17 protein-coding genes, 5 tRNA genes and 2 riboswitches are annotated in these 20,863 nt (G+C 34.1%); of the genes, 17 read left to right on the forward strand and 5 right to left on the reverse strand.

Annotated features, from left to right (window positions below; all coding sequences use genetic code 11):
• Window positions 1–49 precede the first annotated feature (49 nt).
• From TA89_RS02735 to TA89_RS02765, 7 genes are all read left to right on the forward strand, one after another.
• Window positions 50–124 (forward strand) — tRNA-Thr (locus tag TA89_RS02735).
• A 5-nt stretch (window positions 125–129) separates the two neighbouring features.
• Window positions 130–214: transfer RNA gene (locus TA89_RS02740), tRNA-Tyr, on the forward strand.
• A gap of 15 nt (window positions 215–229) precedes the next feature.
• Window positions 230–305 (forward strand) — tRNA-Val (locus tag TA89_RS02745).
• Between the two features lie 14 nt (window positions 306–319).
• Window positions 320–394 (forward strand) — tRNA-Thr (locus tag TA89_RS02750).
• A 5-nt stretch (window positions 395–399) separates the two neighbouring features.
• A tRNA-Tyr gene (locus TA89_RS02755) sits at window positions 400–484 on the forward strand.
• Between the two features lie 56 nt (window positions 485–540).
• Window positions 541–642: riboswitch (SAM riboswitch) on the forward strand.
• Window positions 643–744: 102 nt separating this feature from the next.
• A complete protein-coding gene (metK, locus tag TA89_RS02760) occupies window positions 745–1,920 on the forward strand; it encodes a methionine adenosyltransferase (protein ID WP_040210644.1) in 1,176 nt (391 codons plus the stop codon).
• A 212-nt stretch (window positions 1,921–2,132) separates the two neighbouring features.
• The gene (locus TA89_RS02765) at window positions 2,133–2,663 is read left to right on the forward strand and encodes a hypothetical protein (protein ID WP_040210645.1); all 531 of its coding nucleotides are present in this window, start codon (window positions 2,133–2,135) and stop codon (window positions 2,661–2,663) included.
• 151 nt (window positions 2,664–2,814) lie between these two features.
• Here TA89_RS02765 and nagA read toward each other — a convergent pair whose 3' ends face one another.
• Window positions 2,815–3,945: an N-acetylglucosamine-6-phosphate deacetylase gene (gene nagA, locus TA89_RS02770; RefSeq protein WP_040210646.1), complete on the reverse strand. Its 1,131-nt coding sequence runs from the start codon at window positions 3,943–3,945 to the stop codon at window positions 2,815–2,817.
• A 135-nt stretch (window positions 3,946–4,080) separates the two neighbouring features.
• Here nagA and recD2 point away from each other — a divergent pair, with 135 nt between their 5' ends.
• The 7 genes from recD2 (at window position 4,081) to prfB (ending at window position 13,435) form a co-directional block, all read left to right on the forward strand.
• Window positions 4,081–6,312 (forward strand): SF1B family DNA helicase RecD2, encoded by a 2,232-nt coding sequence (gene recD2, locus TA89_RS02775; RefSeq protein WP_040210648.1) that lies wholly within the window; start codon window positions 4,081–4,083, stop codon window positions 6,310–6,312.
• Window positions 6,313–6,326: 14 nt separating this feature from the next.
• On the forward strand, window positions 6,327–7,349 hold the full coding sequence (locus TA89_RS02780) for a hypothetical protein (RefSeq protein ID WP_052447284.1): 1,023 nt from the start codon (window positions 6,327–6,329) through the stop codon (window positions 7,347–7,349).
• Window positions 7,325–8,005 carry a ComF family protein gene (locus TA89_RS02785; protein WP_040210650.1) on the forward strand — a complete coding sequence of 227 codons (681 nt, stop codon included), beginning with the start codon at window positions 7,325–7,327 and terminating at the stop codon, window positions 8,003–8,005. The genes TA89_RS02780 and TA89_RS02785 overlap by 25 nt, the downstream gene beginning before the upstream one ends.
• A gap of 485 nt (window positions 8,006–8,490) precedes the next feature.
• A complete protein-coding gene (hpf, locus tag TA89_RS02790; protein ID WP_040210652.1) occupies window positions 8,491–9,027 on the forward strand; it encodes a ribosome hibernation-promoting factor, HPF/YfiA family in 537 nt (178 codons plus the stop codon).
• A gap of 245 nt (window positions 9,028–9,272) precedes the next feature.
• Window positions 9,273–9,548, forward strand: coding sequence for a hypothetical protein (locus tag TA89_RS02795; protein WP_040210654.1), 276 nt, complete (start codon window positions 9,273–9,275; stop codon window positions 9,546–9,548).
• A gap of 176 nt (window positions 9,549–9,724) precedes the next feature.
• Window positions 9,725–12,235, forward strand: a complete 2,511-nt coding sequence (gene secA, locus TA89_RS02800; RefSeq protein ID WP_040210656.1) for a preprotein translocase subunit SecA — start codon at window positions 9,725–9,727, stop codon at window positions 12,233–12,235.
• A gap of 80 nt (window positions 12,236–12,315) precedes the next feature.
• A protein-coding gene (gene prfB, locus TA89_RS02805; RefSeq protein ID WP_147590049.1) for a peptide chain release factor 2 occupies window positions 12,316–13,435 on the forward strand; the annotation gives its coding sequence in 2 pieces (ribosomal slippage) (window positions 12,316–12,393 and window positions 12,395–13,435; 1,119 coding nt in all).
• A 38-nt stretch (window positions 13,436–13,473) separates the two neighbouring features.
• Here the strand turns inward: prfB and TA89_RS02810 are convergent.
• Window positions 13,474–14,802, reverse strand: a complete 1,329-nt coding sequence (locus tag TA89_RS02810) for a M28 family metallopeptidase (protein ID WP_052447285.1) — start codon at window positions 14,800–14,802, stop codon at window positions 13,474–13,476.
• Window positions 14,803–14,940: 138 nt separating this feature from the next.
• Here TA89_RS02810 and TA89_RS02815 point away from each other — a divergent pair, with 138 nt between their 5' ends.
• Both TA89_RS02815 and TA89_RS02820 read left to right on the forward strand, forming a co-directional pair.
• Window positions 14,941–17,100, forward strand: a complete 2,160-nt coding sequence (locus TA89_RS02815; protein ID WP_040210658.1) for a Tex family protein — start codon at window positions 14,941–14,943, stop codon at window positions 17,098–17,100.
• Between the two features lie 56 nt (window positions 17,101–17,156).
• A riboswitch (FMN riboswitch) is annotated at window positions 17,157–17,270 on the forward strand.
• A gap of 140 nt (window positions 17,271–17,410) precedes the next feature.
• Window positions 17,411–17,983, forward strand: a complete 573-nt coding sequence (locus TA89_RS02820) for an ECF transporter S component (protein WP_040210659.1) — start codon at window positions 17,411–17,413, stop codon at window positions 17,981–17,983.
• Between the two features lie 25 nt (window positions 17,984–18,008).
• Here the strand turns inward: TA89_RS02820 and rimI are convergent, their stop codons facing one another.
• The 3 genes from rimI to tsaE are packed head-to-tail and all read right to left on the reverse strand — an operon-like array spanning window position 18,009 to window position 19,613.
• Window positions 18,009–18,452: a ribosomal protein S18-alanine N-acetyltransferase gene (rimI, locus tag TA89_RS02825; protein WP_040210661.1), complete on the reverse strand. Its 444-nt coding sequence runs from the start codon at window positions 18,450–18,452 to the stop codon at window positions 18,009–18,011.
• Entirely contained in the window at window positions 18,445–19,155 is a 711-nt protein-coding gene (gene tsaB, locus TA89_RS02830; protein WP_040210663.1) for a tRNA (adenosine(37)-N6)-threonylcarbamoyltransferase complex dimerization subunit type 1 TsaB, read from the reverse strand. Before tsaB ends, rimI begins: the two co-directional genes overlap by 8 nt.
• Window positions 19,152–19,613, reverse strand: a complete 462-nt coding sequence (tsaE, locus tag TA89_RS02835; protein WP_040210665.1) for a tRNA (adenosine(37)-N6)-threonylcarbamoyltransferase complex ATPase subunit type 1 TsaE — start codon at window positions 19,611–19,613, stop codon at window positions 19,152–19,154. Before tsaE ends, tsaB begins: the two co-directional genes overlap by 4 nt.
• Before the next feature lie 190 nt (window positions 19,614–19,803).
• On the opposite strand from tsaE, the gene TA89_RS02840 reads away from it, so the two are divergent.
• The gene (locus TA89_RS02840; protein ID WP_040210667.1) at window positions 19,804–20,691 is read left to right on the forward strand and encodes a metal ABC transporter substrate-binding protein; all 888 of its coding nucleotides are present in this window, start codon (window positions 19,804–19,806) and stop codon (window positions 20,689–20,691) included.
• Window positions 20,692–20,863: the final 172 nt, after the last annotated feature.

The raw sequence follows: 20,863 nt of genomic DNA on the forward strand, positions 1-20,863 counted from the left end.
TCAGTGGTTCGAATCCACTCTCCTCCACCATTAATTAGATAGATATAATGCTGGCATGGCTCAACGGTAGAGCAGCTGACTTGTAATCAGCAGGTTGTAGGTTCGATTCCTATTGCCAGCTCCAAATGAGGAGGAGTTCCCGAGTGGCTAAAGGGGGCAGACTGTAAATCTGTTGGCAGTGCCTTCAGTGGTTCGAATCCACTCTCCTCCACCATTATATCTATATTTTGGGAGCATAGCTCAGCTGGGAGAGCATCTGCCTTACAAGCAGAGGGTCACAGGTTCGATCCCTGTTGTTCCCACCATTTAATTTAATCATGCTGGCATGGCTCAACGGTAGAGCAGCTGACTTGTAATCAGCAGGTTGTAGGTTCGATTCCTATTGCCAGCTCCAAGCATGGAGGAGTTCCCGAGTGGCTAAAGGGGGCAGACTGTAAATCTGTTGGCAGTGCCTTCAGTGGTTCGAATCCACTCTCCTCCACCATAAAAGACACTCCAACAAGTGTCTTTTATTATTAAAATTGAATTATAATGATTATACTCTTATCAAGAGAGGTGGAGGGAAAGGGCCCGATGAAACCCGGCAACCGATGTTATGTACATTATGGTGCCAATTCCTGCAGTTATACTGCGAGATAAGAGGAGATGCCGTTAAGCCTCTTCTCCGTGAAGAGGCTTTATTTATATAATTTTAAGAAAGGAGTGAATAATTGTTTTTGATTTATATATCAAAAGCAGAACATTATGAAGAGATTATTTACATCTGAATCAGTAACTGAAGGACATCCAGATAAAATTTGCGACCAAATATCCGATGCGGTTTTGGATGCTATACTTGATAAAGATCCTAATGCAAGAGTAGCTTGTGAAACTGCTGTTACCACAGGAATGGTAATGGTAATGGGAGAAATCACTACAAATTGTTATGTAGATATACCAAAGCTGGTTAGAGAAACTGTAAGAGAAATTGGCTATGATAGAGCAAAATATGGTTTTGATTGTGATACATGTTCAGTATTAACCTCCATTGATGAGCAATCCTCTGATATAGCTATGGGAGTTAATGAGGCGCTGGAATCTAAAAAAGGAGAGATTGATAAAGAGGAAGCTGTAGGTGCAGGTGACCAAGGTATGATGTTTGGATTTGCTACCAATGAAACAGAAGAATATATGCCTCTTCCAATATCAATGGCTCACAAGCTTTCAAGAAGGTTGTCTGAAGTAAGAAAAAGCGGCATTCTTAACTACCTTAGACCTGATGGTAAGACTCAGGTAACTGTAGAGTATGAAGACAACAAGCCTGTAAGAATAGATGCTATAGTTGTATCAACTCAGCACGGACCTGAAGTTACTCAGGAGCAGATTCATGAAGATATAATGACTCATGTGATTAAAGCTACCGTACCTTCACATCTTATAGACAACAATACTAAGTTCTATATAAATCCAACAGGAAGATTTGTTATTGGAGGACCTCAGGGAGATTCAGGCTTAACAGGAAGAAAGATTATTGTTGATACATACGGAGGATACGGAAGACACGGTGGTGGAGCTTTCTCTGGTAAAGATCCTACAAAGGTTGACCGTTCAGCTGCCTATGCTGCCAGATGGGTGGCTAAGAATTTAGTTGCAGCAGGAGCCGCTGACAAGCTTGAAATAGAATTAGCATATGCTATAGGTGTAGCAAAGCCTGTTTCCATTGAAGTTGATACCTTTGGAACAGGAAAAATCTCCGATGATAAAATTGTTGAAATAGTTGAAAAGGTATTTGACTTAAGACCTTCAGTAATAATAAAAACTTTAGGATTAAGAAGGCCGATTTACAAACAAACAGCTTCTTACGGACATTTCGGAAGAACTGATTTGAACCTTCCTTGGGAAGAGTTAAATAAAGTAGATGAAATAAAGAAATATCTATAAAGGCTATCAGAATATTGAGCCCCCATAGAACCAAAGGTTCTATGGGGGCTTTTTACATAGAGCAGCAGTATCTACTGAAATTCAATTAATACATGACGATTTTTTCGAACCATTAAGGTTTTCTTTTTAATTACGATAAGAATAGAGGATTTTATTTGCATTTATTATTTATCTTATTGGTAAAATGTAAAATTAGAAGGGAGTATTATAAAATGAAAAAGGGAGCCATTGTGGAAAACTGTGAAGAAAAATATTTTGAGGAATACCCAGGTCTTAAGGAATTCTGTGAAAGAAAAAAACTGCTTCTTGGTTCTATAGTAATTCTTATGTATATACAGAAAATTTCTATAATCGGATTTATGGGAGGATTATCTATTGGTACTGTTATTCTTTCGATATTAGGAATATCTGTACCTGCTTCTCTTGCGATACTAGCATATGAGAAGAGTTGGAAATTCAGTATTCCGCTTTATTTTATTGGGGGATTTTATTTGCTTGATTTTTTAAAAGGTTATGATGTGATTTTATCAATAATTACGGAGTGTATTGTAAACTTTAACTCATCGGTATTATGGTATTTTTTAGTTTTGGTAAGTCAGTCATTATGCATGGTTTTAGCTTTACTGGGTGCAGGCTGGCTTACTCTTTCTCCAAAAAACAGGGAGTTTTCTAGAGTCGCTAGCGTGATGCGTAAGGAAATAAAGGATATTATTCTTAAAACATATAAAAAACGTAAAGCTTAATATAAGCTGTAAGGATAACGTTATTTTATAAGAATATCAAATTTAAAAATAATACTGATATACGAAGAAAATCCAACAACAGATGTTGTTGGATTTTTTTGATCCTAAGTATATACACATTGAAGAACTAGACTTTTTATATTTATAAATATTAATCTATAACTTTTCCGCCTATAATAACCTTTTTAATATTTATATCTTCATCAAATAAAATTAAATCAGCATCATAGCCTTCCTGAATCTTTCCTTTGTGGTCTTCGACGCCGCAGTGTTTAGCAGCGTTGTAGGAAGCCATTTTTACAATTTCATGAAGGGGATAAGAGGTATTAGCATAGACATTTTTTACTGCTCTGTCCAGTGTCAAAACTGAACCTGCTAAAGCACCGTTTGCTATTCTTGCCGCTCCCTTTGAAACTATAACCTCCTGACCGCCTAGGGAATATTTTCCGTCAGGCATGCTGCAGGCCATCATAGCATCTGAAACCAGCAGTACTTTGTCAAGACCTTTCTGCTTGTATGCAATCCTTAAAGAAGGATAGGAAACATGAATGCCATCAGATATTGTTTCCGTAGTGATATCAGTATCGAAGATTGCACCTACAGCACCGGGATCTCTGTGATGAAGGGGAGTCATGGCATTAAAAAGGTGAGTAGAATGACAAACACCGCATTTTATACCCTCTATAGCTTGGTCATATGTGGCTTTAGTATGTCCCATAGAAGCCCTTATGCCCTTTTCCTTTAGATATGCTATTAATTCCTTTGCGCCCTCTACCTCTGGAGCAAGGGTAACGCACACAACTGCGTCTTCGAATTCTCCGGTCATATATTTAAATGCCTCTATAGATGGAGAAAGTACATAGTTAGGGTTTTGAGCTCCTATCATAGCACTGTTTATAAATGGACCCTCTAAATGTACTCCTAACACATTTGCGCCTTCTGTACCTGTTTTTTTTGCCTCATAAATTGCTTTTACAGCAGTTTTTACCTCGTCCTTATCTACCGTCATAGTGGTTGGAAGAAAGGAGGTGGTTCCGTGTTTTGCTATAGCCTTGGCAATTACATTTAAGGCTTCATAGGAGCCTTCCATAGTATCTCTTCCACCGGCTCCGTGGATGTGAACATCTATAAATCCAGGTGACAGATAGGCACCCTCAGCATCTATTACCAAAGCATCTTCCTGACTTTCAGGATTTATTTTTTCAATTAAACCATTATTAACTTTGACTGAACCTTCTGAAATTTTATCTTCAAAAATAATTCTGCAATTTTTAATTATCAATGAAATCACCCCTTAGTATATATTGGTTATAATTAATATTATGGTTTATAATTAAGGTATATAATTATTATGGTATAATAATTATGATTTGTAAAGTTTTATAAGACTTTCATTATATCACGCGGGAGAGATTAAATGGAGCAGATTTCTGGATTAATAGAAGGTATAATATATAAAAATGAAGATAACGGATACGTGGTGGCAAAATTAGATAATGCTAAAGACAGCATAACTGTAGTTGGTTATGTGCCCTATATAAATGAGGGTCAGAATTTAAAGCTTACAGGGGAATGGGTAAAGCATCCTCAGTTTGGGACTCAGTTCAAAATAGCCAGCTGTGAAGAAGTAAGACCAACCACCTTAAACGGCATTGAAAAGTATCTCTCATCCGGAATTATAATGGGAATAGGCCCTGTCACAGCAAAAAAGATAGTTGATAAATTTGGTGAAGATACTTTAAAGGTTTTAGATGAGGACATACAGCGGTTAAGAGAAATAGAGGGGATTGGTAACAAAAAAATCGAAATAATTAAAGATTCATATAAGAAGCAGAGAGAAGTACAAAATATAATGATTTTTCTGCAAACCTACGGAGTAACACCTAATCAGTGTATGAAGATATATAAAAGATTTGGAAGCAGGTCTATAGAAATCGTTAAGCAAAATCCATATATTCTTACAGATGAGATATCGGGCATTGGTTTTAAAACAGCTGATAAGATTGCCAGAAATTTAGGTGTAGAACCGGATTCTCCTTTTAGAATTCAAAGCGGAATCAGATATGTAATAAATGAATTTTGTGCAGAAGGCAATACATATATGCCTTTAACCAAGCTTGTAGAAGAATCAGTAAAGATACTAAATGTAGAAAAAGTTAAGATAAATGAAGGAATATATAATACAGCAGCTGATTCTAAGATAATACTTGAAAATATTAATGGAGAAAATGCTGCTTTCAGTCTGCCATATTATTATTGTGAGCTGGGTATAACTAAGAACTTATTAAGCATAGCTCTCATAAAGTATGAAGATATAAATATAAATATAGAAGAAGAAATAAAAATATTTGAAAATGAAAATCATGTTTCTTTTGCGCCTTCCCAAAAGGAGGCTATAAAGGGGGCTTTAGAAAACGGAGTGGAAGTTATAACCGGAGGACCTGGAACTGGTAAAACCACCATTATTAAATGTATAACCCACATATTTGAAAAATGCGGGATGAGGGTAGTTATGGGAGCTCCCACAGGAAGGGCAGCTAAACGCATGTCTGAGTCCACCGGAAGAGAAGCTAAAACTATACACAGACTTTTAGAAATGGGAGTTACAGATGAAGAAATGTCTGTATTCTCTAAAGATGAAGATTCTCCTTTAGATTGTGATGTGGTAATAATTGATGAAGCTTCCATGATAGATGTTGTGCTTATGAATAACCTTTTAAAAGCAATCAAATCAGGAACAAGATTAGTTATAGTGGGAGATGTGGATCAGCTCCCTTCTGTAGGACCGGGAAATGTTTTAAAGGATATTATAAACAGCGGGTGTGCACCGGTGGTTCCTTTAAAAGAGATTTTCAGGCAGTCTAAAGAAAGTTTAATAACAATTAATGCCCATAAAATAAACCAGGGAGAAATGCCTATACTAAATGGCAGGGAAAGGGATTTTTATTTTATTAATGAAGAAAATCCTTCAATGATTCTTAAAACTCTTCTGGAACTTGTAGACAAAAGACTTCCTAAATTTAATAACCGCTGGGATAAACTAAAGCACATTCAAGTGCTTTCTCCTATGAAAAAAGGTAATTTAGGGGTGGTTAATTTAAATTTAAGGCTCCAGGAATTATTAAACACTTATAAAGAAAATAAACCTGAAAAATCCTATAAAGACTATGTCTTTAGGGTTGGTGATAAGGTTATGCAGGTCAAAAACAATTATACTTTAAAATGGGTTAGAATTTGCGGAAATGGAGAAAATGAAGGTGTAGGAGTATTTAACGGTGATATGGGAGTAATTGAATACATCGACGAGGATCAGGGCTCTGTTTCTGTAGTTTTCGATGAAGAAAGACGTGTTATTTATGATAATATTTCTTTAGACGAGCTAGAATTAGCCTATGCCATTACCATTCATAAAAGCCAGGGAAGTGAATTTCCTGTAATAATAATACCTGCTTTTATGGGTTCACCATTTCTCATGAACAGGAATCTTCTCTACACTGCAATTACCAGAGCAAAAGAATTTGTGGTGATAGTGGGGTCAATTAAGGCACTAAAATTTATGGTGGAAAATAATAGAAGTTTCGAAAGATTCTCTTCTTTAGAATGGAGAATATCTTCTGTTTTAAACAGTGGTATGATATCTAGGGATTAATGGGGGGAGTTTGTATGATTTCTGAGCCAATAAAAGAATTGGATGCTATGGGGTATATAAATAAGAAAATAAAAAATTGGTATACAGATAAAGAGGTATCAGTTTTGAATTTAGTCACCACTCCATACAATACATCCTCGGTTTTAGAAGATTTAATCAAAGAGCTTATAAATGAAAATAAAAAGGTGTTGTATATAACTAACAGGGAAGAAAAAAGCATAGAGGTTTTAAAACACTTTAAACAGGATAAAAGTATAAAAAGCTACAGCTATTTTAGAAGCGGGGATACTAATATAAACTCCCACATTATATTTACTAATCATGAAAATGCCATATATTTTAATAGAGATTTTGATTTAATAATTTATGACGATATAGAGGGGTACTCAAATTACTCTAAAATGGAGATTCAAGTGCTTTTAAACTTCTTATATAAATATTCGCCCAAGATTATAGCATATTCTATGGAGCCTATATTCTTAAACAGTACTGTTATCGAGGTTCCCTGCTTTAGAGGTAAATATCTTATAGCAGAGCCAAGGACTATATCTACACGTATTGATTTAAACAGAGATATACCTTATATAATGTATGATTATCTTACATGGTTTATAAAGTTAAAAAGAAAGGTGATTATATACACCCCTAATGATGAAAATGCCAACAGGGTATATGAATATTTATTAGCGCTAAAAGAAAATTTAAATACTCTTATTCACAGATTTAAAGGTGATAAAAAGGACAGAAAGCTTGAATATCTTCTTAAAAGCAGAGACATCCCTGTTATAGTGGTAACCAACTATTTTGAAGATTATTTTGAAAACATAAACAATATAGATATTATTGTTTTTAATGCTGATAACAGAATATTTGATTATAAAAAACTGATATATTTCTGCGGAAAAGTGAGCGTATATAATAATTCAAAGGGTGAGGTGCTATTACTTGCAAACGAAGTTACTCAGGAAATGGAAAAAGCAAAAGATATCACTAGAAAATACAATAAATTAGCATGGGAAAGAGGCTTGTTCAGTTAATTAAGCTCTGTTTTGAAGGCTTCTCTGATATTGTATTTCCTTTCTGTGGAAGATGCCTGTGCTGTGAAAGCATCTCCATTAATTATCTGTGCAGTAAATGCTCAAGCAAAATAAGCTATGTAAAAACACCGTATTATATAAATCTTTGTGAATCAAGCATAAAAATAAAGTGCTATAGCGTGGCATATTATTCTCACAGTTTTAAAAAGCTTTTACTTAAATTTAAGTATAAAGGTAATTTCAACTGCAGCGATTATTTTGTTTCTCAAATGAAAGAATGTATAGAACGAAATAATATACAGTTCGATATTATTTCTTATGTTCCATCCACTAAAAAAATAGTAAGAAAAAGAGGCTTTAATCAAAGTGAAGTTTTGGCCCTTAAACTGGCTGAAGCATTAAATAAGAAGTGTTGCAGTCTTTTGATGAGAAAGGAAGGAGCAATGGAGCAGAAAAAGCTTTCAAGGGAAGACAGGTTGAATAATCTAAAAGGTATCTTTTCGGTAAAGGATGCATTTAATATAAAAAATAAAAAAATACTATTAATTGATGATGTTTTCACTACTGGAGCTACGGTATATCACTGTTCTGAACAGTTATTATCCAAAGATGTTTTTGAAGTAATAATATTGACCTTAGCGAAAAGTAATGTATAATATTTATGTAGCTAGGTTTGTGGTTGAAAGTCGATGCCAGTCGCAGGCGAAACGATCCACGTAAGTTAAACAAAGTTTTAATGATCATGGTGCGGCTTAGAAGTAAGTCCTGCCAGTTTAATCTGAGAGAGCTAGTAGTGAGAGGTTAAGTCCGGGTAGCAAAAACTCCAGCAGGCGAGTGTGGGGTCAAAGACCAGGTCAGCTAGCTAAAAAGGTTATCAACTTATATATAAGTTGATAACCTTTTTTATCTCCACATATAATTATACACTTTTTCATATAATATATCAAAGCCGAAAGGATATAATGATATGAGGATAATTAAAGAGAATACAAGTTATAGAGTGATAATTTTCTTTAATATTCTGTTAATTGAAATGATACTACTTGTTATACTCTTTAATAAAAAGTACAATTAATATATACTAAATATCAACTTAGAAGAATTCATAAAAGCCTTTAAAGCTTGGAAGGAGCTGAATGTTATGAAAGTAACAGTAATAGCAAAAAATATTCAACTTACTAATGCATTGAAGGAGGCAGTTGAAAAAAAGATATCTAAACTCAGTAAGTATTTTAATTCTGATGTAGAGGCTAAGGCTACCTTAAGTGTTCAGAAAAACCGACAGATTGTAGAGGTAACAATTCCTTTCAACGGTATTATTTTAAGAGGCGAGGAAAATACAGAGGACATGTATACATCTATAGATTTAGTGGAGGAGAAGCTTGAAAGGCAGATAAGAAAGCAGAAAACAAAACTAGCCAGAAGACAGACAGGAGACTCACTAAGGTTTTCTGCCATTGAAAACATAAAAGAAGATGAATTTGAAGAAGAGGAACAGTCAAAAATAGTTAAAACTAAAAGGTTTGCTATAAAACCAATGAATGAAGATGAAGCCCTTCTGCAAATGGAACTTCTGGGACATAGCTTTTTCGTATTCTCCAATGCTGAAACAGGAGATGTCAATGTATTATATAAAAGAAAAGACGGAGATTATGGTTTGATTGAACCTGAATATTAATTATAAATAAAGTAAAAGCAGCTGTATAGGGAACAAAAAGTTCCTTGTATAGCTGTTTTTTCGTTTTTGTATTTTATAGAGTATATGGAAATATTTAGAGTATGTTATATAATTAATACATAACCTATGAGATAATAAATATATTATTACTTCACAAAATAAATTTGTGAATATACTTTTTTAAATATTTTAATTTTCATTGAAAAATTAAAATATAAAAATATATAAATATGGAGAGGATTATAATGAAAACAAAAAGATTAATAAATATTGTTGGAATTATATTTTTATCAGCACTTTTAGGCTTTTATAGCAGCAAGATAAATACCACTTTATTCATTCTTCAAAATCTAGATCAGGATTCACTTAAAAGTGTAATTGATACTATAATTATTCCTTATATAAAAATAATAAGAGTTATTGGAATTATATTTTCATCAGTTGCTATGGCCGGACTAATGATTAATATAAGATGTAATTCACAAGATAGGAGTATATTTAAAGAAAATATAAATAATTAATTATCAATTATCTTTAAAGCATATTCAAGGAGCTTTTTCTATAATTTTACATTTTTGATTTTTTATTTTAAATTATTTCTTAAACTCCATATATATTCATTTATATTGAAATATTCAATAATTAAGTGTTATAATCTAAGTTGTATTACTAAAAACTGAATTGTGAGGATAGTAAGATGGGATTATTAAATAAAATATTTGGAACTTATAGTGAAAGAGAAGTAAAAAGGATACTTCCTATAGCGGATAAAATTGAAGGCTATGATCAAGCAATGCAGTCACTAACTGACGAAGAATTGAAGGAAAAAACTCCAGAGTTTAAAGAAAGAGTTAAAAATGGAGAGTCACTAGACAGTATCCTTCCTGAAGCCTTTGCTGTGGTAAGAGAAGCATCAAGCAGAGTATTAGGTTTAAAGCATTATAGAGAGCAGCTTATTGGTGGAGTGGTACTTCATCAAGGAAGAATAGCAGAAATGAAGACCGGTGAAGGTAAAACTCTTGTGGCAACTCTTCCTGCATACTTAAATGCATTGACAGGGAAAGGTGTTCACGTTGTGACGGTGAATGATTACCTTGCAAAAAGAGATAAGGAATGGATGGGTCAGATTTACGAGTTTTTAGGTTTAACTACAGGAGTTATACTTCATGATTTAAACAATGATCAGCGTAGAGAATCCTATGCTGCAGATATAACCTATGGAACTAATAATGAGTTTGGTTTTGATTATTTAAGGGATAACATGGTTATATACAAAGAGGAAATGGTTCAAAGAGATCTTAACTTTGCTATAGTAGACGAGGTTGACTCCATTCTTATAGATGAAGCCAGAACACCTCTTATAATATCAGGAGCCGGTGAAAAGTCCACGGATTTTTACAAGGTTGCAGACTTTTTTGTTAAAAGGCTCTTTAAAGATAAGCACTTCACCATTGATGAAAAAGCTAATGCTGTAATGCTTACTGAAGAAGGAATGAAGGAAGCTGAAACTGCCTTTGGGATTGATAACTATGCAGATGCTGATAATATGGAGCTTCAGCACTATATAACTCAAGCATTAAAAGCAAATTATTCCATGAAAAAAGATAAAGACTACATGGTTAAAGACGGAGAAGTTATAATAGTTGATGAATTTACAGGAAGACTTATGGAAGGAAGAAGATATTCCGATGGTCTTCATCAGGCAATAGAAGCTAAAGAAGGAGTAAAGGTAGAAAGAGAATCAAAAACTCTTGCTACTATCACATTCCAAAATTATTTCAGAATGTATGATAAGTTATCAGGTATGACAGGTACAGCCCAAACTGAAGAAACTGAATTTAGGGAAATATATGGCCTTGATGTAGTTGTAATACCTACTCACGAGCCTGTTCAAAGACAGGATCATCCTGATGTGGTTTATAAAACTACAAAAGGTAAATATAATGCTATCATTGAAGAAATAGTAGAAACACATAAAAGCGGACAGCCGATGCTTGTTGGTACTACAAGCATTGAAAAATCAGAACTCATATCTTCTATGCTTAAGAGGAAGGGAGTACCTCATCAAGTACTTAATGCTAAGTATCACGAAAAAGAAGCTGAAATTGTATCCCATGCAGGAGAAAAGGGTATGGTCACCATAGCTACTAATATGGCAGGTAGAGGTACAGACATTAAGCTTGGAGAAGGAGTTGTAGAAGTCGGCGGACTTAAGATAATCGGTACTGAAAGGCATGAATCAAGACGTATTGACAATCAGCTTAGAGGGCGTTCCGGACGTCAGGGAGACCCAGGAAGCTCAAGATTCTATATATCTCTTGAAGATGATCTTATGAGAATTTTTGGTTCAGAAAGACTCCAAGGCATGATAGATAAGCTTGGATTAGAAGAGGACGAAGCAATAGAAAGTAAAATGGTTTCTAAAGCTATTGAAAATGCTCAAAAGAAGGTAGAAGGTAATAACTTTGACATAAGAAAGACTTTGCTTGGATATGATGATGTAATGAATATGCAGAGAGAAATTATCTATCGTCAGAGAGCTCAGGTATTAAATGGAGAAAATCTTAAGGACCAAATTCAGGAAATGATCCAAGAGGTTATACACTCAGCTGTGGATTCCCATATTACAGGCGTTGAAGAAAACTTTGATGAGGATTTAAACCATCTTATAAGCTATATGGAGGATTTATTTGTTCCTCATGGAAAAATCAAAGCTGAGGATATAAACTCTCTTTCAAACGATGAAATAAAAGAAAAATTCCTGGAATTAGCTAAAGAAATATATAATGATAAAGAAAATCAGTTTAGTGAAGAGCAAATGAGAGAAATAGAAAGAGTTGTTCTTCTCAGAGTGGTTGATTCTAAGTGGATGGATCATATTGACAATATGGATCACTTAAAGCAGGGTATAGGACTCAGAGCCTACAAGCAGCAGGATCCTGTTCAGGCTTATCAGTTTGAAGGAAGTGCTATGTTTGATGAAATGATATACAACATTAAAGTGGAAACTGTTAAATTCCTATATCACGTTCACATTGAAAGTGCTCCTGAAAGGGAAAAGGTTGCAGAAGAAACCTATACAAATCATGGAGATGATTCAGTTAAAAAGCAGCCCGTTAAGAAAGAACATAAAGTTGGAAGAAATGACCCATGCCCCTGTGGCAGCGGTAAAAAATATAAAAACTGCTGTGGCAGAGAAGTGGTATAGTATTATTAAGGTAGATTTGTACATTGCTTACAAATCTATCTTCTTCTTTAAAGACCTATTAAATATGAAGGGGTGATTTAATGCTGCTAGATAGAGAAAATGCATTAAACAGCATAAAAGAGCTAAAAGGAACTTTAAATGAAATGAGTGTTTCACTTTGACAGAGGAGCTTTAGTAAAAAGGATTGCTGAGCTTGAAAATATAATGCAGGAGCCCTCTTTTTGGGAAAATACTGCAAAGGCGCAGGAGATTACTCAGGAAGCTAAAAGAATGAAAGATAAGCTTGATAGATATTCAACCTTGGAAAAAAGGCTTGAAGACAGTGAAGTTCTTCTGGAGCTCATAGAAGAAGATGATGAAAGCTCTTTAAAAGAGGTATTGAAAGAGTTAAGTGCCTTGAAAAGTGACGTAGAAGATTTTAGAATAGAAACATTGCTCTCCGGACAGTATGATAAGAATAATGCTATTTTATCCCTCCATGCCGGAGTAGGAGGCACAGACGCTCAAGATTGGACAGAAATGCTTCTAAGGATGTATACAAGATGGTGTGAAAGAAAAAATTACACCATTGAAACTATAGACTTTCTTGCTGCAGATGAGGCAGGGATTAAAGGTGTGACTCTTAAGGTAAAAGGTGATTATGCCTATGGATATTTAAAAGCAGAAAAGGGTATACATAGACTTGTGAGAATTTCTCCCTTTAATGCTAATGGAAAAAGACAGACCTCTTTTGCTTCTGTGGAAGTAATGCCTGAACTGACTCAAAGTCAGGATATAGACATAAATCCATCGGACTTAAGGGTTGATACTTACAGATCAGGTGGTGCCGGAGGACAGCATGTTAATAAGACGGAATCTGCTATCAGAATAACCCATATACCTACCGGCATAGTAGTTCAGTGTCAAAATGAAAGAAGCCAGCATAGCAACAAAGAAACAGCTATGTCTATGCTTAAATCCAGATTAATCGAGCTAAAAGAAAGAGCTCATAAAGAAAAAATTGAAGACTTAACCGGAGAGCTCAAGGATATGGGATGGGGAAGTCAGATAAGATCATATGTGTTCCATCCTTATAATCTTGTTAAGGATCATAGGACTAATGCTGAAAGCGGCAATGTGACGGCGGTTATGGATGGAGAAATAGATATGTTTATTGCTGAATACTTAAAAAAGAGCAGCAATGGAACCATAGTAATTTAAAAACCAGGCAGAGTTTTGTAAACTCTGTCTGGTTTTTATTAGTTATTATTTATATGATAATAAGATATAAAAAGGGATAACAATAAAGTCAGGATTAAGCCTACATTATTATAATAGATAAAAATATTTTGCTTATAAGCCCTTCTTATAAGCTCCTTGGAAAAGGCTTTAAAGGCGCTTTTTACGGCTTTTGGGCTTATGAATTCAATTTTATCTGAAGGGGTATGAATCCTTTCCAAATCTTCCTGACATAAGGTTACCGCTTCTATGTTGCTTTTTCTAAAAAACATATGATCGCTGGAATCCTCATAGGCACTTGAATAGCTTATATTTCTCCTGACGAAGGCGGTGGAAAGAGAATGGATTAGATAAGTGCTTTCATTGTCGTTTTTACCGCCTATAATGCTTAGAGGAAGGGATTTATTACTACCTATCATATCAAAATTGTAAAGTGAAGAATTTTTAAGACTATTTAAATTAGCATAAACAAAATTTTTAGAACCCAGGCATCCGAATTCTTCTCCATTAAAAGCTGCAAAAAGGATATCCCTGTCTGAAGGACCGAGATTTTTCATGTATCTGGAAAGCTCTAAAATAAATGCTGTACCTGAGGCGTTGTCTAAAGCTCCATTATATACATTTCCTAGGAAATCAAAGCCTATGTGATCGTAATGGGCAGATATTACTAAAATAGGATTGCCTGCTTCCAATCCCTGATGAACAGCAGTTATATTATCTGCTTCACCGCTTTTAATTATATAGGGAATACTACATTTAACCATATTTCCTTTTCTTAATTCCTTTAATATATCATTATAAGTATTTTTGTTAATCATTATATACATATCATAAAATGCTTCTTTTATAAAGGAGCTTCTAAAATTAAAAGTATTCTCTTTAGATAGAAAAAAAATTACCTTTTTATTATCTTTTTCAGCTATTATTGCACCATCGCTGAGCTTAATATCTTTCCATGAGAAATTAATATAATTTTCTCTGAAGTTAATAAAATCTTCCTTATAATCAACACCGTAAACATAGCTTTTAATATGATTTTTATCTCTTCCTTCAACTTCAAGAAAAGGTGTTTTATTTATCATTTCAGGATATTCGATTTTAAAGCTTTCATAGTAAGAGCCTTTATAGGGGAGTAAATTAGATTTAATAAAGGAGTGCTTTATAAACTCTCCTGAAGCTTTATTCTCTATGCTTCCTGTCAGCCTTCCCTTAAAATTATCAGAGGGCAGAAATTCTATATCATTAATGACATTGTTAACATTAAAAGCATTTATTTTATTTAAAAAAATAAAAAACAAATTAAAGGAAAGAATGAGACAGGTTAAAAGGTACTTAATTAAAATTTTCATTTTAAACCTCGATAAGTATTATATATAAATGTTTATGAAATCATAAGTTCATATATGCGTAAGCATAGTTATCTTACCTTGAAAAGGAATAATGAAATCTATATAATTAATAGTTGTAACACCTTAAAGGAGGCCATTATGGACAATATTCAAAAATTATTAGCTAAAGAATTGGAAATATCTTTAAAACAGGTGGAGAGTGCCATTGAACTGCTGGATGAAGGAAATACCGTTCCCTTTATTGCAAGATACAGAAAAGAAAAAACCGGCGGTTTGACAGATGAATTGTTAAGAAAATTAAGCGAAAGATTAGAATATTTAAGAAATCTGCATCAAAGAAAAGAAGATGTTATAAGACTCATTGAAGAACAGGATAAACTTACTCCGGAAATAAGAGAAAGCGTATTAAAAGCTGAAACTATTACAGAGGTAGAGGATATCTACAGACCCTTTAAGCCTAAAAAGAGAACCAGGGCAACTATTGCTGAAGAAAAGGGATTAAAGCCTCTTGCTATGAGCATTTGGGAAGGAAAACTACATAAGGATTTATATGAAGAAGCCTCTGCTTTCATAAATGAAGAAAAGGGTGTAAATACTGAAGAAGATGCCATTAACGGAGCATCTGACATAATTAGTGAACTAATTTCCGACAATGCAGATTTTAGAAAGTGGATAAGAGAATACATTAAAAGAGAAGGGCTTCTGGAAACAAAGGGAGGTTCCAAGGAACCTACTCCTTATGAGATGTACTATGAATACAGTGAGCCTGTGAGGAATCTTCCTCCCCATAGAATACTGGCTGTAAACCGCGGTGAGAAAGAAAAGGTTCTTTCAGTTAAAATATCCTCCAACGAAGATAAAATAATAAGCTATCTAAACAGCAAATGCCTTAAAGGTAATACAAATACAGATTTCATTATTGAGAGAGCGGTAAAGGATTCTTTGAAAAGACTTATATACCCTTCAGTGGAAAGAGAAATAAGATCCGAACTCACAGATAAGGGCGAAGAGGGAGCTATAGTAATATTTAAGGCAAACCTAAAGGCTTTATTGATGCAGTCACCTATAAAAGGAAAATCTGTAATGGGATATGACCCTGGCTTTAGAACCGGATGCAAAGTAGCGGTATTGGATGAAACCGGTAAGTTTCTTGATAAAGCTACAGTGTATCCTACCGTTCCCAGGAAGGATATAAAAGGTACTATAAAAATCCTTAAGGAGCTTATTAATAAATATGACGTTGAAGTTATTTCTTTAGGAAATGGTACTGCAAGCAGGGAATCGGAAGAGGTTATCAGCGAAATGATAAATGAAATTAAAAGTGAAACAGGCAGGGATGTTTATTATGTTATAGTATCAGAGGCAGGGGCTTCTGTTTATTCAGCATCTGAGCTTGCACAAAAGGAATATCCTGATTTGGATGTAACCATTAGAGGCGCTATTTCTATAGGAAGAAGGCTTCAAGATCCGCTGGCAGAGCTTGTAAAAATCGATCCTAAATCCATAGGAGTGGGACAGTACCAGCATGATGTAGCTGCTAAAAAGCTTGATGAGTCTCTAAAGGGCATAGTGGAAGACTGTGTAAACTCAGTAGGGGTAGATTTAAATACTGCTACACCAGCACTTCTTTCCTATATTGCAGGAATTAACTCCAGCATAGCTCAAAATATAGTGAACTACAGAGAAGAAAAAGGAAAGTTTAAAGACAGAAAAGAACTTTTAAAGGTTAAGAGGTTAGGACAGAAGGCTTATGAACAGTGTGCTGGATTTTTGAGGGTTCCTGAAAGCAGAGAGCCTTTAGATAACACCTCTGTACATCCTGAATCCTATGATAAGGCAAAAGCGTTAATAAGTATTCTGGGATATAAGGATGAAGATTTAAAAAAAGGAATGCTTAAGGATATGGATGAAAGGGTTAAGCTCAAAGGAATAGATAATCTTTCTCAGGAGCTTGATATTGGAGTTCCAACACTGAAGGATATAATAAAAGAGGTAAAGAAACCGGGAAGAGACCCTAGAGAAGAGCTTCCAAAACCGATTTTTAAAAGCGGAGTATTAGATATCAGTGATTTAAAGTCCGGTATGACCCTTATGGGAACGGTAAGAAATGTGTCTGATTTCGGTGCTTTTGTTGATATAGGGGTACATCAGGATGGGCTTGTTCATAAAAGTCAGATGGCAGATAGATATGTAAAGCATCCTCTTGATATAGTTCAGGTTGGAGATGTTATTGAGGTTAGAGTTTTAGAGATTGATGAAAAGAGAAAAAGAATATCTCTTTCTATGAAAAAAGAATAGCTCTTACTATTGCATTTCCAGTATACATGGAATATAATATAATTGAATTAAATAACAATTATCTTCAGGGCAGGGTGTAAATCCCTACCGGCGGTAAAGCCCGCGAGCCGTAAGGCAGATTCGGTGTAACTCCGAAGCCGACAGTATAGTCTGGATGAAAGAAGGTAGAAATGGTTTTGAATTGTTTTATACGCCCTGATAATTATCAGGGCGTTTTTAATTGATGTTAAATATCAATTAAGTGCTTTAAAGCAATTCAACAGTTCTCCATGAAGATATGAGTTAATATTATCTTTAGGAGGTATTATTAATGAATAACAATGTGACTAGAGCAACAAATTATTTAGTAAAGGCAGCCATGCTTTCAGCTATAGCGGTGATCTTTATGTATTTCGATTTTCCTGTACTTCCAACTGTACCTTTTTTAAAAATAGACTTTAGTGATGTTCCTGCTTTGATAGGAGGTTTTGCTTTAGGACCTTTAGCGGGAGTGATTATAGAAGCCTTTAAAATATTCCTTATATTTTTAATAAAGGGATCAGGAACAGGGGGCGTTGGAGAATTTGCTAATTTTATAATAGGAGTCTCTTTTATTTTTCCTGCTTCTTTTATTTATCAAAGAAGAAGAAATATAAAGAGTGCTTTAATAGGTATGATTATTTCTACTTTATCCATGTCTTTAGCCGGTGTTATAGCTAACTACTATGTGCTTATACCACTTTATTTAAAGAGTGCACCTTCCTATGAAATGATGATGTATGGAATAGTCCCCTTTAATCTAATAAAGGGAGTTATGGTTTCGGCGTCTACCCTGGCGATTTATAAGAAGGTTTCACCTATAATTCAAAAAGAAAATTTACTTCGCAGTAAAAAGCTAGCATAAAAGGTGGGGATATATTTCCCCACCTTTAATAATATTTCCACATAATAATGGCATCCTCATGATTGTCCTCGTAATAAGCCTTTCTTATGCCTTCTTCAGCAAAACCATATTTTCTATAAAGGTTTTGTGCAGGAATATTGGATTTTCTAACTTCTAAGGTCATAGCATTAACACGCTGGAGGCTGCACTGGTGAATCATGGATTTTAGTATGTTTTCTCCTACTCCCATACCTCTATAGTCAGGATGAACAGCTATGTTGGTTATGTGAGACTCGTCTATTATAATCCACATCCCTCCATAGCCTATGACTTCATTGTCCTTAACAGCAACAAAGTACTTTGCAAACATATTTAATAGTTCTTTTAGAAAGGATTCCCTGCTCCAGGGGATAGGAAAGCTCATAGAGCTGATTTCAAGAACCTCCTCTATATGCTCTTCTGTCATTTCAATTATAGAATAATCATTCATGGCTTATCCCCAGCTTTTTTTCATACTCCCTCTCTGCCTGAGGCTTTCTAAGATATATTGGAGCCATCTGGTTTAAGGGGTCAAAACTTCCCTTTAACAATTGTTTTAATCCAAGCTCTCCTAAGGCAGAAGCTTTTGGTATATTAATATGGTTAGGAGAAAAACTGCAGTTCTTAATATTTTTCTTTAGAACTTCTTTATGAAGGACAGCTCCATCTCCTACAAGATAAACCTTCTCATCAAATTCCTTTAATTTATGAGAAATTTCATCAATGGATACTGCCATGTAGTCAGTTAAAGCTTTTAATTCATCTCCTTCATACCTATAGATACAGCAATAGACATTATTTCTTAGAGCATCCATCATAGAGCATATTATACCGGAGGAAGAAAATATATTAAAAGCCAAAGCATCCAGAGAGGATATAGCTATAACAGGTTTATCACTGCCTAATGACAGACCCTTTACAGTAGCCATACCTATTCTTAACCCGGTAAAGGAGCCGGGACCTTTAGAAACAGCAAATCCATCTATATCTTTTATATTAAGTGATAAATTTTTCAGGAGCTCGTTAATCATTGGCATGAGCAGTACAGAATGCTGTTTTTTATAATTTAAATTAAATTCTCCTAAAAGTCCTTCTTCAGTCACTACCGCTACTGAAGCGGTTTCGGAAGAAGATTCCACAGATAAAATTCTCATATTTCCAGCTCCTTTAAATAGTCATACTTAGAACCCTGGAAAGTGATGGTTATTTCTCTGAGGTCATCATTCCCGGATTCGGATTTTTTTATTATAATATGGACATAATCTTCAGGTATTAGTTCTTTTATATATTCAGCCCATTCAATTACAGTTATTCCGTCAGAAAATATGTATTCGTCAAAACCTATGGCGTATATCTCATCAGGATCATTTACCCTATATACATCGAAATGATATAGCTTGAGTCTCCCGCTATGGTACTCATTTACTATGGTAAAGGTTGGACTTGTTATGTTTTCTTTTATCCCCAATCCTTCTGCAATCCCTTTAGTAAGATGGGTTTTACCTGATCCTATATCTCCGTCCAGGCAGTAAATATCTCCGGGTTTTGCAAGCATTCCTATCTTTCTTCCTAAGTCCAGTGTTTCACTTAAATTATTTACAGTTATTTTCATGTATATACCCCTTCCATTAAAGAAAAGTACAGTATATATTTTAACTAATATGATACAAAAAAGAAAGCTAATTTAAGGATTAACTGTATTTATTACATATTAAAGGTTTATTATTTAATATAAATAAGATAAAATTAATTTAATGATTTAATAAAAATGTATATTCTACTTAAATAAAGAGGTGGATTTAATGAAAAGATATATCTTAGTTATAGCTATGATTTTTGTTATAGTTCTAACAGCTTCAGCCTGCAGCAGCAATGAAATAAATGAACCTAGCGCCAAAGCCCCTGCTGAGAGGGATGTGGTTTTGAATATTACAACTACAAATAAACTTTTATATTATATGGTAAAGGATATAGTAGGAGATAAGCATTATGTTGATTATATGTTTAAAAATGAAAAAGAAATCTGGGATTTTAAATATACAGAGGACAGCTTAAACAATATAGCAAAAAAGGATTTGTTCATTTACATAGGAGGAAACTATGAACCCTGGATGGTAAGCTTTACCGATACCATTAAAAAGAGCAAAGTAGGAATTATTAATGCTTCTAGAGGGGTAAAGCTACTTAATTTAAGTAAAAGCCGAAATTATAACAACAGAGAAATAAAAGAAAATCCTTATTATTGGATGAGTATTGACAATTATAAAATAGCGCTGCTTAACATAAAAAATGCTGTACAGGATAAAGATCCAAAAAACAGACAGTTTTACGAGCAGAATTTTTCAAATAAGATTAAAAGTATAGAAGAAAAGGAAGTTAAGCTTAAAAAGCTGTCAAGCACTTTTAAAGAGTCCTATATAGGTCTTCATGATGACTATACTGAATATCTAATTGAGTATTTAGGCTTAAAATCCATAAAACTGCAGGATTTATTCAAAAATGAAGAAGAGATAAAGAAGTTTGACGAGAGTATGAAGGATAAAAAAGGAAAGGCTATATTCTTTTACGTTGAAGATTCTAACAAGGAATTTTATGAGCCCTTAATTGAAAAATATTCAATGAAAGCTATAAAGGTCCAGGGAATTGTTGGGAGTAAGGAGTATAGCGAAATGCTGTCTGATTTGTTGTAGAGTAATATTGAAAAAATTGTTAACTCTAACGGAAACAATTAAAATATATAGCATAATCTGGATATTAAATTGTATAATTAATTTATAGTAAAGGACTTTATAAAAGGGAGGGATATTATGCTTGTTAAAACTATTATGCAGCCATATGAAAAACTTACTATAATAACTCCAG

Source organism: Clostridium polynesiense (assembly GCF_000820705.1).
GTDB lineage: Bacteria > Bacillota > Clostridia > Clostridiales > Clostridiaceae > Clostridium_AA > Clostridium_AA polynesiense.